This window comes from Corynebacterium sp. HMSC11E11 (assembly GCF_001807025.1).
GTDB lineage: Bacteria > Actinomycetota > Actinomycetes > Mycobacteriales > Mycobacteriaceae > Corynebacterium > Corynebacterium freneyi.
The window spans coordinates 19080-35851 of sequence record NZ_KV787158.1 but is presented as its reverse complement, the minus strand read 5'-3'; the positions used below and the strand labels follow the sequence as shown (position 1 = coordinate 35851).

The window sequence follows — 16772 nt, the reverse complement described above, 5'->3', positions numbered from 1 at the left end:
CAACCGGGACGGGGGCGGCGTGTCGACGGAACCTTCGGGCTACCCTGTACCCATGCGCAGCACGATGCAGGAAATCCCGCTTTCGGTGGCGAGGATCCTCGAATACGGCCGCACGATCCACGCCGACACCACGGTGACGTCGTGGCACGACGACGGCCCCGAGACCACCACATTCGCCGCCATCGCGTCGCGCGCCTCCGCCCTGGCCCATGCCCTGCGCGACGAGCTGGGCATCGACGGCGACCAGCGCGTGGGCACCCTGATGTACAACTGCGCCGAGCATCTTGAGGTGTTCCTCGGGGTGGCGTCGATGGGCGCGGTGTTCCAGCCGCTCAACCAGCAGCTGATGGACGACCAGATCGTGCACATCATCAATCACGCGCACGACGAGATCATCGTCTGCGACCCGCGTCTGACCGGGGAGCTGGGCCGCATGCTGCCGGAGTGCCCGGGCGTGCGGGCGGTGATCATCATCGGCACCGAGGGCCTGGAGGAGGCCGCGTCGCACCTGCCGGAGGGGCTGCCCTGGTACTCCTACGAGGCGCTTCTCGACGGCCGCCCGTCCACCTTCGACTGGCCGGAATTGGACGAGACCCTCGGCGCGGCCATGTGCTACTCCACCGGCACGGAAGGTGCGCCGAAGGGCGTCATCTACTCGCATCGTTCCCTGTACCTGCACAGCCTCAACGTGCGCACCACCGACTCGCTGGCCATCTCGCACGGCACCCCGTGGCTGTGCTGCGTGCCCATCTATCACGTGCTGAGCTGGGGCGTGCCCCTGGCGAGCTTCGCCTGCGGCGCCCCGATGGTGTTTCCGGGGGCGGATCTGTCGGCGCCGAGGCTGGCGGAGATCATCGCCACCTCTCTGCCGCGCGTCGCGCAGGGCGTGCCCACGCTGTGGATTTCGCTGATGGTCCACTACCTGAACAACCCGCCGGAGCGCATGAGCCTGCAGGACATCTTCGTCGGCGGCTCCCCCGCCCCGCCGGCGTTGATCCGCATGTGGGAGCAGCGCTACGGCGTCGACGTCATCCACTTGTGGGGCATGACGGAGACGTCGCCGGTGGGCACGGTCGCCCGGCCGCCGTCGGGCGCGTCCGGCGAGGCCCGCGAGCGGTACCGCGTCAGCCAGGGCCGCTTCCCCGACATCATGGATTTCCGCATCGTCGACGAGGACGGCCGCGTGCTGGATCTCCACGACCGCAACCAGGGCGAGCTGCAGGTGCGGGGCAACACCGTCACCGGCTCGTACTACCACTCCCCGGAGGAGGAGGACGGCGGCGACGCCCACGTCTTCCGCGGCGACGAGGTCGACACCGCCCGGTCGCGGTTCACCGCCGACGGGTGGCTGCGCACCGGCGACGTCGGGTCGATCACCCGCAATGGCTACCTCACGGTGCAGGACCGCGCGAAGGACGTCATCCGATCCGGCGGCGAGTGGATCTACTCGGTGCAGCTGGAGAACCTGGTCATGGAGTCGCGGGAGGTCGTCGAGTGCGCCGTCATCGGCGTGCCCGACGACAAATGGGGCGAGCGCCCGCTGGCCGTCACGGTCCTCTACCCGGATGTGCCCGCCGACCGCGATCAGGCGGAGAAGCTTCGCGACGAGCTGCGCCCGAAGCTGCCGAAGTGGATGCTGCCGGACTACTGGGCGTTCGTCGATCACATCGACAAGACGTCGGTGGACAAGTTCGACAAGAAGGACCTGCGCGCGCATTTGGCGGCGGGCGAACTCGACGTCATCAAGCTGAAGGGCCCGGGCGAGAAGTAGCCCGGGCCCGGCGGGCCATCCGGTTCTTGCGTGACGACGGCCCGCGTCGACGCCCCGAACCCGGGGCGTCTTTTTGCTGCGGCTGCGGTGAGTCCTAGCTTTCCACCTCGACCTGGACCGGTCCGGCGACGGTCAGCTCCATGACCTTGATGCCGGCTTCGCGGGCCTCGTCGAGCACCTTGGCGGGGATTTCCTCGGTGGACAGGACCAGGCAGGTCGGGCCGGCGCCCGACAGGAACGCGGCGTATCCGCGGTTGCGCAGGCGGTTGACCCATTCGGCGGTCACCGGCAGCACCTCGGCGCGGTACGTCTGGTGCAGGCGATCGCGGGTGCCCTCCCACAGCAGTTCCGGGTGGCTGGTCAGCGCGGTGACCATGACGGCCACGCGGGAGACGTTGAAGCGGGCGTCGATGTGGCTGACGTCGGACGGCAGCACCTGGCGCACGGCGTTGGTCGAGGCGTGGAACGACGGCACCAGCGCGGTGGCGCGGATGTCCGGGTGCACGTCGAGGCCGACGGCCCGGTACTGCGGGGCGGTGCGGCCGTCGACGGGCTTGTCGGTCCAGCTGACCACCGCCCCGCCGAGCACGGACGCGGCGGCGTTGTCGGGGTGGCCCTCGAAGACGGACGCCTCCTGGATCACCTGGTCCTCCGACAGCGGGAATCCGCACAGGGCGTTGGCGGCGGCGACGCCGGCGACGGCGGCCGCGGCCGACGAACCCAGGCCACGCGACTGCGGGATCGTGTTGTGGCACACCACGCGCAGGCCCGGGGCCTCCATGCCCGCGGCGCGCAGACCCGAGCGGATGGCGCGGACCACCAGGTGCGATTCGTTGGTCGGCAGCTCCTCGGCGCCTTCGCCGTAGATCTCCACCTCGACGCCGGCCTCGATGACCTCGACCTCGACGGTGTCGTAGATGGACAGAGCCAGACCCAGGGTGTCGAACCCGGGACCGAGGTTCGCGGACGAACCCGGCACCGTCACCCGGACCTTCTGGCCCGGCAGCAGTTCCTGGGCCATGGCTAGATGTCCATTCCCTCGATGCGGATGACGGAGTTGACCTCCAGGACGGCGTCGAGGTTCCGCAGAGCCTCGACCGTGGCCTCCAGCTCGCGCTCCTTGGCGCGGTGGGTGATGATCACCAGCCGCGCCCCCGGGTTGGCGCCCTCCTGGCGGACGGTGCGCAGCGAAATGCCGTGGTCGGCGAAGGTCTGGGCGACCTCGGCGAGCACGCCGAGGCGGTCGTCGACGTGGAGGTCGATGTGGTAGCGGGTGCGCACGTCTCCGAAATCCAGGATGGGAAGGTTGGCGTAGGTCGAGTCGCCCGGGGCGCGGCCGCCGTGGACGATGTTGCGGGCGGCGGCGACGACGTCGCCGAGCACGGCCGAGGCGGTCGGATTTCCGCCGGCGCCGTTGCCGTACAGCATCAGGTTGCCGGCGGCCTCGGCGACGATGAACACGGCGTTGAAGGACTCGCGGACGGTGGCCAGCGGGTGGCGGCGCGGGATCAGCGCCGGGTAGACGCGGGCGGAGATGCCCTCGTTGCCGTCCTCGTCCTTGACGCGCTCGCAGGTGGCCAGCAGCTTGATGGTGCAGTCGGCGGCCTTGGCGGCGGCGATGTCGTCGGCGGTGATGCCGGAGATGCCCTCGCAGTGCACGTCGTCGGCGGTGACGCGGGTGTGGAACGCCAGGGAGGACAGGATCGCGGCCTTGGAGGCGGCGTCGTGGCCCTCGACGTCGGCGGTCGGGTCGGCTTCGGCGTAGCCCAGGCGGGTGGCCTCGGCGAGCATCTCGTCGTAGTCGGCGCCGGTGGAGTCCATGGCGTCGAGGATGAAGTTGGTGGTGCCGTTGACGATGCCGACGACCTTGTTGACCGTGTCGCCGGCCAGCGAGCGACGCAGCGGGCCGACGATCGGGATCGCGGCGGCGACTGCGGCCTCGAAGAACAGGTCGGCGCCGGAGGAATCGGCGGCCTCGGACAGCTCGGCGCCGTGGGCGGCGACGAGCGCCTTGTTGGCGGTGACCACGGACTTGCCGGCGCGCAGGGCGGCGAGCACAACGCGGCGCGGGTAATCGATGCCGCCGATGACCTCGACGACCAGGTCGACGTCGTCGCGCTCGACGAGAGAGAAGGCGTCGTCGGTGATCAGCTCGGGATCGATGCCGGGGCGCGGCTTGGACTTGTCGCGGACCGCGACGCCCTTGACCTCGATGGGGCCGCCGATGCGGCGCTCGAAATCCTCGGCCTTCTCGCCCAGCAGGCGCAGCACCTCGGTGCCGACGGTGCCGAGGCCGAGAATGGCCACGCCGACGGACTCGCCCGCGCCCTTGCCGGGGTTGAAGGTGGCCTCGTTGTTCGTGCTCATTGCTCTCCCGTTGTGTTCGTCTGTGTACGTCCCGGTCCCGACCGGATCAATGTTCCTGTCCGGAATTGTTCCCGATCAGCCTACTGGTGGCCCCGCCGTCCCCGCCCGTCGGGTGACGGCGGGCGGGCCCTACCCTTCCAGGGCCAGGAAGTCCCGGATGGTTTCGCGCCGCATCATGGGCGTGACGACGCCGTCGCGCACGCTGACCACCGCGGGCCTGGAAAAGGCGTTGTAACGGCTGGCCATCGCATAGGCGTACGCGCCGGTGGCGGCCAGGGCGACGAGATCGCCGCGACGGATGTCGTCGGGGTAGTCGGCGTCGCGAATGAGGATGTCGCCCGATTCGCAGTGCGATCCGACGATGCGCGTCGCCGTGGGTCGCCCCTCGGCCATGCGGGACACCAGGCGGGCGTCGTAAAGCGAGCCGTACAGGGCGGGGCGGATGTTGTCGCTCATGCCGCCGTCGACCGACAGGTAGCGGCGGGTGACGCCCTCGGCGACGGTGACGTCCTTGACCGTGCCGACCTCGTAGACGGTGACCGTGCCGGGGCCGGCGATGGCGCGACCCGGCTCGACGAGCACAGTCGGAGCGTCGATGCCCAGCTCCGCGGCCGTGCGGGCCACGGCGGCGAGCAGTTCGCGGGCGACCGCGTCGACGTCCAGCGGCTCCTCATCCTCGGTGTAGGCGATGCCGTAACCGCCGCCGAGATCGAGCTCCGGCAGGACCACGCCGAGTTCGTCGTGGATGCGCGAGTACAGCTCCAGCACCCGATCGGCGGCCGCGGTGAACCCGCGGGCATCGAACACCTGCGAACCGACGTGGCAATGCAGCCCCACCAGGTCGAGATGCTCCGCCTTCACGGCGGCCTCCGCGGCACGGTAGGCCGAACCGGACGCCAGGGAGAAACCGAACTTCTGGTCCTCGTGGCTGGTGGCGATGAATTCGTGCGTGTGGGCCTCGATGCCGGGCTTGACGCGGACCATCACCCGCTGGGTCCGGCCCTCCTCGCCCGCGATGATCTCCAGCCGCTCGAGCTCCTGGTCGCTGTCGAGGACGACGTGGCCGACCCCCTCGACGACGCAGGCGCGGAGGAACTCGTCGTCCTTGTTGTTGCCGTGCGCGGTGATGCGCTCGGCCGGGAAATCCGCCATCAGCGCGATGCGCAACTCGTTGAGGGAGGCGACGTCGAGGGACAGCCCCTCCTCGTCGACCCAGCGTGCGACGGTGCGCGTCAAAAACGCCTTCGACGCGTAATGCACGCGCTCCGGCCCCCCGAAGGCCGCCGCCATGTCACGGCAGCGCGAACGGAAGTCGTCTTCGTCGACGACCATGACCGGGGTGCCGAAACGCTCGGCGACGTCGGTCAGCTTCACGCCCGCGATGGAGACGACGCCGTCGTCGCCGCGGGAGGCGTTGCGGGGCCAGACGTGGGCGGGCAGTCCGTTGAAGGCGGCGGTGCCGGTGCGCGCGGTATCGGCCACGGGCTACATCCTCTCCGGGGCGGTGACGCCGAGCAGGCCCAGCGCGTTGGCGAGGGTCTGGCGCGTGGCCTCGGCCAGCCCCAGGCGGGCGGCGTGGAGGGGCTCGGCGTCCTCCCCTGCCTTCGGCAGAATCTGGCAGGCGTCGTAGAAACGGTGGAACACGCCGGCAAGCTGCTCGGCGTAGCGGGCGACGCGGTGCGGCTCGCGCAGCTGCGCGGCGGCGGCGACCACGGCGGGGAACTCGCCGAGGGTGCGGATGAGCTCGCCCTCGCGGTCGTGGGTCAGCAGACCGAAGTCGGCGCCGTCGGAGGTCACCCCGGCCTCGGCGGCGCGGCGGGCGATGGAGCTGATGCGCGCGTGGCCGTACTGCACGTAGTAGACGGGGTTGTCGTTGGACTGCGACGCCCACAGCGCCAGGTCGATGTCCAGGGAGGAGTCGACCGACGAGCGGATCAGCGAGTAGCGGGCGGCGTCGATGCCGATGGCCTCCACGAGATCGTCGAGCGTGATGACGGTGCCGGCGCGCTTGGACATGCGCACGGCCTCGCCGTCGCGCACCAGGTTGACCATCTGGCCGATGAGCACCTCGACGGCGTCGGCGTCGTAGCCCAGCGCCGCAGCGGCGGCCTTCAGGCGGGCGATGTAGCCGTGGTGGTCGGCGCCGAGCATGTAGATGCACAGGTCGAAGCCGCGGTCGAACTTGTCCTTCGCGTAGGCGATGTCGCCGGCGATGTAGGCGGCGTTGCCGTCGGACTTGATGACGACGCGGTCCTTGTCGTCGCCGTAGTCGGTGGACTTCAGCCACCAGGCGCCGTCGTGCTCGTAGAGCTTGCCGTCGTTCTTCAGCTTCTCCACCGACGCCTCGACCGCCCCGGACTCGAACAGCGAGTTTTCGTGGAAGTAGACGTCGAAGTCGGTGCCGAACTCGTGCAGCGACTGCTTGATGTGGGCGAACATCAGCTCCACGCCCTCGGCGCGGAACAGCTCCTGCACCTGCGCGGGCTCGCCGTCGAGGGCGTCGGGACGGGCCTCGACGATCTTGGCGGCGATGTCGGCGATGTAGTCGCCGCCGTAGCCGTCCTCCGGCGTCGGCTCGTTCTTGGCGGCGGCGACGAGGGAACGGGCGAAGCGGTCGATCTGCCCGCCGTGGTCGTTGAAGTAGTACTCGCGGGTGACGTCGGCGCCGCGGGCGGTGAGCACCCGGCCCAGGGCGTCGCCGACGGCGGCCCAGCGGGTGCCGCCGAGGTGGATCGGGCCGGTGGGGTTGGCGGAGACGAACTCCAGGTTGACCTTGGTGCCGGCGTAGTCGTCGCCGTTGCCCCACGCGTCGCCGGCGGCGAGGATCTCGGAGACGATCTTGCCCTGGGCGGCGGAGCCCAGCCGGATGTTGATGAATCCCGGACCGGCCACCGACGCTTCGTCGATGCCGTCGGCCTCGGCGAGCTTGTCCACCAGCCAGCCGGCGACGTCGCGGGGCTTGGCGCCGGCGCGTCCGGCGGCCTGCATGGCGACGTTGGTGGCGTAGTCGCCGTGCTCCGGGTTGCGGGGTCGCTCGACGACGACCTCGTCCGGCAGGACGGACGGGTCCAGGTCGTGTTCGGTGAAGACGTCGACGGCGAGGCCGCGGATCAGGGCGGCGAGTTCGGCTGGAGTCATGGTTGCACATCCTAGCGGGTGCGGCGGACCCCGCTTTACGACGGTCGATCGTCTTCCCCGTCGGCTCCGGGCCCGGCGGCTCCCGGGGTGCCGATGGCCGTCGCAAAGCAACCCTGAACGACGCTCACCGGACGCGCTGAATCGGTTCGGGGATCCGCGACCGCGCGTAGACTCGGCGGGGACAAGCGGCCCCTTGTCCCCCATGCCCCACCCACCACCGAGGAGCTGCCCCATGAAGGTCGCCCTATTCGCCACCTGCGTCGGCGACGTGATGTTCCCGTCCGCGGTGCAGGCCACCGCCGCGGTGCTCACCCGCCTCGGCTGCGACGTCGTCTTCCCCGCCACGCAGACGTGCTGCGGACAAATGCACGTCAACACCGGATACCAGGAAGAGGCGCTCCCCCAGATCGACGCCTACGCCGACGCGTTCACCGATCCGTCGGTCGACTACGTCGTCGCCCCCTCCGGGTCCTGCGCCGGCGCCGTGCGCCACCAGCACCCGATGATCGCCTCGCGTTTCGGCACCGCCGCCCAAGCCGACGCCGCCCGCACGTGCGCGGACAAAACCCTCGACCTGTCGGAGTTCATCGTCGACGTCGCCGGCGTCACCGACGTCGGGGCGTGGTTTCCGCACCGCGTCACCTACCACTCCACGTGCCACAGCCTGCGCGTCCTCCACGTCGGCGACCGGCCGCTGCGGCTGCTGCGCGCCGTCGACGGCATCGACCTGGTCGATCTGCCCGCCGCCGAGGAATGCTGCGGCTTCGGCGGCACCTTCAGCGTGAAGAACGCCGAAACCTCCGCGGCGATGGTCGCCGACAAGGTCGACCACATCGAATCCACCGGCGCGGAGTTCGTCACCGCCGGCGACGCGTCCTGCCTGCTCAACATCGGCGGCTCGCTGCGCAAGCGCGACTCGGAGGCGAAGGCGCTGCACATCGCCGAGATCCTCGCCTCCACCAAACGCCGCCCGTACGAAGGAGACGCCCGATGAGCCCCGTCAACCTGGGCCTGCCCGTGCCCCCGCGCGCCCCCGCAGGCGTCGGCCATTTGCGCGGCGGCGAGGGCTTCACCGCCGCCGCCCACCACGAACTGCGCAACGACCAGCTGCGCGCCAACCTGCACAACGCCACCCACGCCATCCGCGCCAAACGCGGCGAGGTCGTCGGCGAGAAGCCCGACTGGGAGGAGCTGCGCCTGGCGGGGTCGGCCATCAAGCGCGACGTCATGGCCCGGCTGCCGGAGCTGCTCGAGGAGTTCGAGGCGGCGGTCACCGCCCGCGGCGGCCACGTCCACTGGGCGCGCGACGCCGCCGAGGCCAACGCCATCGTCACCGACCTGGTGCGGGCGACGGGCGAGACGGACATCATCAAGGTCAAGTCCATGGCCACGCAGGAAATCGGGCTCAACGAGGCCTTGGCCGACGCCGGCATCTCCGCCCGCGAAACCGACCTGGCGGAGCTGATCGTCCAGCTCGGCGAGGACAAGCCGTCGCACATCCTCGTCCCCGCCATCCACCGCAACCGCGACGAGATCCGCGACATCTTCCGCCGCGGCATCCCGGGCGTCGACCCGGACCTGGGCAGCGAGCCCGCCGAACTCGCCGAGGCGTCGCGGCTGTTCCTGCGCGATCAGTTCATGAACGCCAAGGTGGCCATCTCGGGCGCGAACTTCGGCGTCGCCGAGACCGGCACCGTCGCCGTCGTCGAATCCGAGGGCAACGGCCGCATGTGTCTGACGTTGCCGGAGACGCTGATCACGGTGATGGGCATCGAGAAGCTGCTGCCGCGTTTCCAGGACCTCGAGGTGTTCCTGCAGCTGCTGCCCCGGTCGTCGACGGGCGAGCGCATGAACCCGTACACCTCGATGTGGACCGGCGTCACCGACGGCGACGGCCCGAGCGAATTCCACATCGTGCTGCTGGACAACGGCCGCACCGCCACGCTGTCCGATCCCATCGGCCGCGAGGCGCTGAAGTGCATCCGCTGTTCGGCGTGCCTGAACATTTGCCCCGTCTACGAGCGCGCCGGCGGCCACGCCTACGGTTCGACGTACCCGGGGCCGATCGGCGCGATCCTGTCGCCGCAGCTGACGGGCATGGATTCGGCGAAGGACCCGAACGCGTCGCTGCCGTACGCGTCGTCGTTGTGCGGGGCGTGCTTCGAGGTGTGCCCGGTGCGCATCGACATTCCGGCGGCGCTGCTGGAGCTGCGGCACCAGAAGGTCCGCGACCACCGCCCGCCGGTGGAGGGCAAGCTGTTCGGCCTGCTCGGGTGGGTCATGGGCGGCCCGCGCCTGTGGGACATGGCCGTGCGTTCGGCGTCGTTGGCCCGCGTGCTGGGGCTTCGCGACGGCGAGATCCACCGCCTGCCGCTGTTCCTGTCCGGCTGGTCGGATGCCCGCGACACTCCCGTGCCCCCGAAGAAGCCCTTCCGGTCGTGGTGGGGCACCGATGCGGCGCGGGCGATGCTTGACGACGAAGCCGCCCACACCGTTCCGTCGAACATCAACGGCGGCGGCGACGCCACCGACGACACCGAGGAGGCGACCCGATGAACGTCGCAAAGCAGGAAATGCTCGCCCGAATCCGCGACGCCCACGCCCGCGCGCGGCAGGGACGCGTGATTTCGGAGGGCGCCGGCATCGACCCCGGCGTGCCCGGCGAGGAGTACCCCGTTCCGCGCGATTACATCCGCGGGCGGCGGACGCCCGGCGTCGAGCTCATCGACCTGCTCGTCGATCGACTGGTGGATTACCGCGCCGAGGTCATCCGCTGCGACGACGATGCCAAGGCGATCGGCGAGGCGGTGTCGAAGGCCCTCGCCGACCATGGCGTGGAGCGCGTCGGCATCCCCGTCGGCCTCGACGAAGCGTGGCTGGGCGATGTCGACGAGGTCGTCGTCGACGAGCCGGGCCTGTTCGCGCCGACGGAACTCGACGTGCTCGACGGCGTCGTGACGTCCTCGGCCGTCACCTCCGCCGAGACCGGCACCATCTTCCTCGACGGCTCCCTCACGTGCGGGCGACGTGCCCTGACCCTGGTGCCCGACCTGCACGTGTGTGTCGTGCCCGCCGACACCATCGTCGACGGTGTGCCCGAGGCCATCGCCCGCCTGGAGCCGACCGCGCCGATCACCATGATCTCCGGGCCGTCGGCGACGTCGGACATCGAACTCAACCGCGTCGAGGGCGTCCACGGCCCGCGCACCCTGGTGGTGGTCATCGCCGGGTAGGCGCACCCGGGTGCCGGGGCGGACCGGCGACGAAACCCGGCCCGGATCCGCCCGCGAAAAAAGTCCCGCACCAACGTGGTGCGGGACTTTTCGCGGTGCCCCCGATAGGAGTCGAACCTACGACCTTCGGTACCGGAAACCGGTGCTCTATCCACTGAGCTACGGAGGCGTGCGCCCTTGCGGGCAACGTCCGATACTTTAGCACCGCCTCCCGCGGAACGACGAAAGGCCCCGGTGGGCGCGTCCGGCGCGGCGGCTTTTACGCCTCCGGAACGACGAGCCACAGCCCCAGGTAGATCAGCAGCGCAAGCGGTGCGACCGTCAGCCCGAGCACGGCGAAAATGACGCGCAGCGCGGTGACGTTGAATCCGGTGGCTTCCTCGATGCCGCCGCACACGCCGGCGACCCACTTGTTGGAGTGGCTGCGACGCACCGGCGTGCCCACCATCCGGTCGATGGACTGGGAGATTTTCTGCTGGTTGAACGGTTCGTTGTTGCCCATGTTGGCCATGCCCCGATTTTACGGGACCACGCCGAGGGCAGCAACGGCGTTCACCGACGATCGCGGACGGCGAACGACTGCGACCGGCGGCTACAGCAGATTCGAGCCGTTGCCGTTTTCGGAGTTGCGCAAAATCGCCGTAAAGCAGCGGGACATGGTGGCGACATCGTCGTCGGACAGCCGCTCGAACACCTCGGAGCGGACGGTGGCGACGTAATCCGGCGCGGCCTCGGCGAACACGTGGCGCCCCACGCCGGTCAGGGCGACGGTGTAGTCGGAGTCGGGGTCGGCGCCGGGATCCTCGACGCTGATGACGCCGCGCTTTTCCATCCGCGAGGTGTGCAGCAGCGCGCGGGGATGGTTCCACTTCAGCCGGCGGCACAGGTCGTCGACGTGCATGACTCCGTCCTCGGTCTCCGTCAGCGCGATGAGCACCGTGAAGTCGCCGAAGGTCAGTCCCGTGTTTTCGCGGAGGGTCGCCTCGATGTTGCGCTCCACGCTGCGGAAGGCGGACACGAGCATCTGCCAGAAGCGCTGCTCGTCGTCGGTGAGCCATTCGTAGTCGTTCATGTCCGTCATGTCCGTAAGGCTAACGGGGATAGGCCCGGGAAGAGTAGTCGGGTGCCGGTGGCGCGGTTGCGAATGCTTTGCGACGCCCGCCGGATCGCGGCCACCGCCGCACCCGGCTACTGCTCGAGAGTCATGTCGCGGAACGCTTCGGCGGCGGTGGAAACGTTGCGCAGGGCGGCCAGCGCGGCGTCGCGGTCGAGGCCGGGGACGGCGTCGAGTTCGTCGAAGACGATGCGGCGGATCATGCGGACGTGGTCCGGGGCGGCGCGTTCGATGACGTCGCGGCCATGGGCGGTGAGTTCGACGTCGATGCCGCGACTGTCGTTGGCGCAGCGCAGCTTGTTCACCAGGCCGCGGCGGGCCATGCGGGTGATCTGGTGCGACATGCGGCTGCGGTCCCACCTGAGGGCCTCGCAGAGTTCGCGCATGCGCACCGTGCCCCCTTCCGCTTCCGAGAGCTGCACCAGCACGGAGAAGTCGGCGCTGGAGATCTCCTCGGTGGCGAGCAGGCGCGTATCCATCGCACGTTCGACCGCCTTGGCGGCATCCATCATCGCGCGCCAGAGAGTCTGCTCATCGTCGTCGAGCCACGGTACTTCCTGCTGCATGACCAAGACGCTACCCGATTGACCACGGTTTTCACCAAAACCGACAACGTTGTTGACGTGTCATCATGCGGTCGTTACGATCGGAGTTGTTGATATGGCAACATACCGCCGGGCCGGTCCTCCCGAACCGGATTCGAACAACGTCGGAAGGAATCGTCATGACCCTCTCCCCCAATTTCGCCGGCACCTGGAACATCGATGCCGCGCACTCGCAGATCGGCTTCATGGTCCGTCACGCGATGGTCACCAAGACCCGCGGCCGTTTCACCGATTACACCGGTTCCTTCACCGTCGACCCGGACAACGGCGACGCCAACGCCGCGAACGTCGCCATCAAGGGCGTGACCAAGTCGATCGACCTCGACGTCGAGTTCGAGGGCACCAACGTCGACGCCTTCGACCAGGAGCGCATCGGCCTGACCGCCTCCGGTTCCATCAACCGCAAGGACTTCGGCGTGGACTGGCAGGCCCCGCTGAACTCCGGCGTCATGGTGTCGGACAAGGTCGTCCTGGAAATCGAGGTCTCAGCCGTCAAGGCGTAGGTTTCTCGCCCGGCTTTCTCGTCCGATCAGCCGTCGGCGCGCAGCAGGTCCGCCATGTCCAGGCGGCGGCTGTCGGCGATGCGGGAGAAACGCTCCGGGTAGCAGGTCAGCACGAGGATCTGGCTGTCCTCGCCCGCCCGCGCGAAGGCGTTGTTCATCTTCCGCAGACGGTCCGGGTCGGAGTAGCCCAACGCGTCGTCGATGATGACCGGCGCACCGCCTCCCCCGTCCATGACGCCGGCGACGGCCAGGCGCAGCAGCACATCGATCTGTTCCTGAGCGCCGCCCGACAGGGCGTCGAACTCGAAGGTGCCGGTGGCGTTCGACCGCGACTTCACGGCCATCCCGTCGTCGAGCTCGAAGGTCGTGCTGTGGCCGAAGACCGCGCCGCCGTACTGGGTGAGCTTCTGCAACAGCGGCTCCCCGATGGCCTGGCGGGTGTCGCGGCGGGATTCCTCGAGCGTTTCGTACAGCAGCTTCGCCGCCGCCGCCCGACGGGTGATGGATTCCAGCTCGCGGCGCAGGCGGGTGCGCTCGGCATCGGCGTCGGCGAGTTCCTCGTTGACGCCCGTCACCGACTTCAGCTCGCCGGTCAACGCCCCGCGGCGGATGCGCAGGCGGATCTGCTCGTCACGCAGCCCCTGCAGGTGCGCGTCGGCGCCGGCCAACGACTCATCGGCGTCTTCGGCGCCCCGCTCGACCAGAACCCGGGCGGCGCCTTCTGCGGCTACGCGGGCGTCGTCGAACGCGGACTCCAGGCCCGCCAACCGTTCGGCCAGGGCGTCGTCGGTTTCGCGGGCGCGGGCCTCGGTGAGCGCATCGACGGCGCGACGCACATCCTCGATTCGGGCGTGTTCGTCGGCCTGCTTGGCGTGGAGTTCGTGGCGGGCGGGGCGCGCGCTCATCGTCTGCGCCGCCTGCATCGCGGCCTCGTACTCGCCGGATGTAGTGCGCTCGTTTTCCTTCGCGGCGTCGAGGATCGCCTGCGCCTCGTCCTCGTCGGCGGGCATCTCGACGTCGAGGTCCCCGCCCCCGCCGCCGTTGTCCGACCAGCCGGCGATCATCTCGGCGCGAACGGCCGGGTACGCCTCCACGTCGGCGTCGAGCCCGTCGCGGGTCTCGCGGATGTCGGCCAGGTCACGGTTGCTCAGCTCGGCGTCGAGGCGGGTGCGGGCGATCTCCAACTCCGACTCGACCACCGCGCGCGCCTTGGCCTTCTCCTCCGCCCGCCGCACGGAGCTCACGCCCAGCTCGGAGAGAATCTCGTCGAGCTTTTCCTTCGCCAGCGCCGCCCGGCCGGAGTACTCGCCGGCCCCGTCGCCCGGCGTCACGGTGACGGTCACGTCTCCGACGCGCACGCTCGTCGGCGCGGTCACGGCGCGGGTGTCCGGTTCCGCCCCGACCTCGACGTCATCGCCGTTGATGGTCACCGTCTGCTCGGTTGCGGCGCTGACGGTCAACTCCGACGACGACGCCTCGAGCACCGTCGTCGCAGTACGCCACTCGTTTTCCGCGTCGCCGGCCCGCTTCGCGTCGTCGGCGGTGATGCGGTGCTCGGCGAGTTTGCGGCGCTTGTCCCGCACCTCCTCCTCGAGGTCGCGGACCCGCTCCAGCACGTCGTCGAGTTCGGCGAGCTTTCGCACGTTCGCGCACTGGGTCAGGTCGTCGTCGGCAAGCTGCAACAGACGGCGCGCGCGGTCGCGGGCGGCGCGGGTCTCCACGACCTTCGCCTCGACCTCGTCGACCTCCCGCACCTCCGCCTCGGCGGCCTCCCGCAGCGGCACCAATTCCTCGGCCACCCGCTCCAACGCGGCCTGCGCCTGCTTTTCCTGGGCGATGAGCTCGTCGCGACTCTCGCGGGCCTGTCGGCCGTTCTTCAACTCGACGCTCGCCAGCGTCACCGCGTCGTCGGCCTTCGACTTGGCGTGGCGGAACTCGGCGAGCTCGGCGACGGTCTCGCGCCACGTGGCCACCTCGGCCTCCGCCTCGGGCAGCGCGGATTCCACTTCGGCGCGGCGACGGTCGTTCTTCTTCGCCTCCTCCACGAGGTCACGGACCTGCGCCACCCGCTCCGACGCCGCGGCCCACCGGGTTTCGGCGGCCTCGACGGCCTCGCGGGCCTCCTTCAGCGGCGCTTTCTCACGGCCCTGGGCCGTGTAATACAGCGCCCGTTCGGCCAACGCGGCCTCGAGGATGGACTTCTGCCCCTCGGTCTCCGCCGTGCCGCCCGACGCCTCCTGCAGGGCCGCCGTCACCTTCGCGTACGAGCCCATTTGCAGCGCCTTCTGCTCGGTGCCCTGGCGGGCGACGAAGACGTCCCACAGTTCGCGCGTGCCCTCGCCGCGGGTGAGTTCGTCGAGCCACTGTTGGGCGGCCTCGCCCGTCAGCTCCTTGCGCTCCGGCTCGAGCACCGTGATTTCGGTGGCCGTGGCCGCGCGCTGGCCGGCGAAGACCTTGCGCAGCACGAAGCGCGTGTCGCCGAGCGTCATGTCCAACCTGATGTCGGGGAACGCGTCGCGGTTGTTGGGCCGCAGCGCCTTGGTTTCCTTGCGCTCGGCCTTCGCCGGCCACGACAGGGCGACGTGGATGGCTTCGGCGATGGTCGACTTGCCCATCTCGTTGTCGCCGGCGATGACCACCACGCCCCGGTCCGGCAACTCGTCGACGACCAGGTGCTCGATGCCGCGGACGTTCTTCAGCTCGATCGAGTGCAGTTTCATGGCGTCCTCCCCTACTTCCCGGTTCCGGCCAGGCGCGCGAGCAGCGCCAGCGCGTCGGCGGCGGTCCGACGGTCTTCCTCGGCCACCGCCGGGTCCGCCGTCCTTGTCTTCAGCCGTTCGGCGGCGTCGAGCGGGAAGCCGTTGACTCCCAGCGCGCCGATGTCGCCGTCCTCCGGTACCACGGTGATTTCGGAGCCGCTGGCCCGCCGGTACAGGGCGGCGAACGACGGCTCGATCTCGCGCAGTCCCCGCTTCAGCTCGGCGTCGGCGACGAGGTTGAGGGTGCCGCGCAGCGAGTACTTCACGCAGGTGCGCGACTTGTCGTTGAGCATCCGCAGCTCGTCGAGCCAGGCCCGCGCATCCTCGACGTCGGCGATGTCTCGGTCCATGGCCCGGAAATGCCACTGGCCGATGTGCACGGCCTCCACCAGCGGCGCCCGGTCGGGCCACGCGTCGACGACGAGCATGGTGCCGGAGTTCTTCTCCTTGTCGTCGTAGTCGGTGGTTTCCGGCGATCCGGAGAACCACACGCGCCCGTCGTCGTCGAGCTGCTGCGCCGAGTGCGAGTCGCCCACCGCGACGTAATGCACGGCGCGCTTGTCGACGGCCGCCGCAATCGCCTCCAGCGACAGGGTTTCCCCGACCTCCGCACCGAACCCGGCGACCTGGCCGTGGGCGACGGCGACGCGCACGCCGCCGGTGGGCTCGAGGTCCTCCAGAGCCTCCGCGAGGAGGTCGACGTCGGGAACCCGGCTGGTCAGGGGCGCGCCGACGATCTCCACGCCGGGGCGGACCTCCACGGGTTCCGAATCGCGCAGGACGTGCACGCCCTTCTGGGCGACTTCGTCGAACACCCGCCGGTGGTAGACCGACGTCGCATCGAGCGCGTCGTGGTTTCCGGGCAGCAGGTACACGGGCACGGGAAGTTCGCGGATGGCGTCGAGCGAGCGCTGGAAGTCGCGTTCGGGCAGCGTGTTCGACTCGAAGACGTCGCCGGCGACGACGATGAACTCGGCGCCCCGCTCTTGCGCGAGCCGCCCGATGCGCCGCACGGCCTCGAGACGGTCGGCCGAGTACCTGGCCTGCGCCTCCCCGTCGCCTTCCTTGAGGAACCACCGGGTCATGCCCAGTTGCCAGTCCGACGTGTGCAGGAAGCGCACCGCCCCCTCCGGCACGTCGCCGTGTCCGCCCTCCGACCGCCAATCCCGCTGCTCATCCATGTTCAGAGTCTTATCAGAGGCCCCGGATCACCGCCCGCCGACGCCCATCCCCATTCGAACATCGGTTCACCCGAGCGTCACTTCGGGAAGTTCCGTCCCCT

The 16772-nt window shown here is 69.9% G+C and carries 14 protein-coding genes and 1 tRNA gene; 5 read left to right on the top strand and 10 right to left on the bottom strand.

The genetic code is table 11. The annotated features are described in order from the left end of the window. The first annotated feature begins 52 nt into the window (after positions 1-52). Complete coding sequence (locus HMPREF3121_RS09515) at positions 53-1771, top strand: long-chain fatty-acid--CoA ligase (RefSeq protein WP_070522756.1); 1719 nt, start codon at positions 53-55, stop codon at positions 1769-1771. A gap of 94 nt (positions 1772-1865) precedes the next feature. Here HMPREF3121_RS09515 and thrB read toward each other — a convergent pair whose 3' ends face one another. From thrB to argS, 4 genes are all read right to left on the bottom strand, one after another. Continuing rightward, positions 1866-2792 carry a homoserine kinase gene (gene thrB / locus HMPREF3121_RS09510; protein ID WP_070522752.1) on the bottom strand — a complete coding sequence of 309 codons (927 nt, stop codon included), beginning with the start codon at positions 2790-2792 and terminating at the stop codon, positions 1866-1868. A gap of 2 nt (positions 2793-2794) precedes the next feature. After that, positions 2795-4138, bottom strand: coding sequence for a homoserine dehydrogenase (locus HMPREF3121_RS09505; protein ID WP_070522749.1), 1344 nt, complete (start codon positions 4136-4138; stop codon positions 2795-2797). 129 nt (positions 4139-4267) lie between these two features. Then, positions 4268-5620 carry a diaminopimelate decarboxylase gene (lysA, locus tag HMPREF3121_RS09500; RefSeq protein WP_070522746.1) on the bottom strand — a complete coding sequence of 451 codons (1353 nt, stop codon included), beginning with the start codon at positions 5618-5620 and terminating at the stop codon, positions 4268-4270. 3 nt (positions 5621-5623) lie between these two features. Then, entirely contained in the window at positions 5624-7276 is a 1653-nt protein-coding gene (gene argS, locus HMPREF3121_RS09495; RefSeq protein WP_070522743.1) for an arginine--tRNA ligase, read from the bottom strand. 232 nt (positions 7277-7508) lie between these two features. Between argS and HMPREF3121_RS09490 the strand changes: the two genes are divergently transcribed. Genes HMPREF3121_RS09490 through HMPREF3121_RS09480 form a run of 3 tightly spaced genes read left to right on the top strand, consistent with a single transcriptional unit; the run spans position 7509 to position 10509 of the window. Further along, entirely contained in the window at positions 7509-8270 is a 762-nt protein-coding gene (locus tag HMPREF3121_RS09490; protein ID WP_070522740.1) for a (Fe-S)-binding protein, read from the top strand. Continuing rightward, the gene (locus HMPREF3121_RS09485; protein ID WP_070522737.1) at positions 8267-9832 is read left to right on the top strand and encodes a lactate utilization protein B; all 1566 of its coding nucleotides are present in this window, start codon (positions 8267-8269) and stop codon (positions 9830-9832) included. Before HMPREF3121_RS09490 ends, HMPREF3121_RS09485 begins: the two co-directional genes overlap by 4 nt. Beyond that, positions 9829-10509, top strand: a complete 681-nt coding sequence (locus HMPREF3121_RS09480; RefSeq protein WP_070522734.1) for a LutC/YkgG family protein — start codon at positions 9829-9831, stop codon at positions 10507-10509. Before HMPREF3121_RS09485 ends, HMPREF3121_RS09480 begins: the two co-directional genes overlap by 4 nt. Positions 10510-10605: 96 nt before the next feature. Here the strand turns inward: HMPREF3121_RS09480 and HMPREF3121_RS09475 are convergent. The 4 genes from HMPREF3121_RS09475 to HMPREF3121_RS09460 all read right to left on the bottom strand — a co-directional run bounded on the left by HMPREF3121_RS09475 (position 10606) and on the right by HMPREF3121_RS09460 (position 12189). After that, a tRNA-Arg gene (locus HMPREF3121_RS09475) sits at positions 10606-10678 on the bottom strand. Positions 10679-10768: 90 nt separating this feature from the next. Beyond that, positions 10769-11020 (bottom strand): PspC domain-containing protein, encoded by a 252-nt coding sequence (locus HMPREF3121_RS09470; RefSeq protein WP_224371669.1) that lies wholly within the window; start codon positions 11018-11020, stop codon positions 10769-10771. 81 nt (positions 11021-11101) lie between these two features. Beyond that, on the bottom strand, positions 11102-11590 hold the full coding sequence (locus HMPREF3121_RS09465; protein WP_224371667.1) for a MarR family winged helix-turn-helix transcriptional regulator: 489 nt from the start codon (positions 11588-11590) through the stop codon (positions 11102-11104). Between the two features lie 107 nt (positions 11591-11697). Continuing rightward, on the bottom strand, positions 11698-12189 hold the full coding sequence (locus tag HMPREF3121_RS09460) for a MarR family winged helix-turn-helix transcriptional regulator (RefSeq protein WP_070522731.1): 492 nt from the start codon (positions 12187-12189) through the stop codon (positions 11698-11700). 158 nt (positions 12190-12347) lie between these two features. Between HMPREF3121_RS09460 and HMPREF3121_RS09455 the strand changes: the two genes are divergently transcribed. Next, positions 12348-12731 carry a YceI family protein gene (locus HMPREF3121_RS09455; protein WP_070522728.1) on the top strand — a complete coding sequence of 128 codons (384 nt, stop codon included), beginning with the start codon at positions 12348-12350 and terminating at the stop codon, positions 12729-12731. A 26-nt stretch (positions 12732-12757) separates the two neighbouring features. Here the strand turns inward: HMPREF3121_RS09455 and HMPREF3121_RS09450 are convergent, their stop codons facing one another. Then, positions 12758-15451 (bottom strand): AAA family ATPase, encoded by a 2694-nt coding sequence (locus tag HMPREF3121_RS09450; RefSeq protein ID WP_070522725.1) that lies wholly within the window; start codon positions 15449-15451, stop codon positions 12758-12760. 11 nt (positions 15452-15462) lie between these two features. After that, complete coding sequence (locus HMPREF3121_RS09445; protein ID WP_246816127.1) at positions 15463-16671, bottom strand: metallophosphoesterase family protein; 1209 nt, start codon at positions 16669-16671, stop codon at positions 15463-15465. Between the last annotated feature and the right edge of the window lie 101 nt (positions 16672-16772).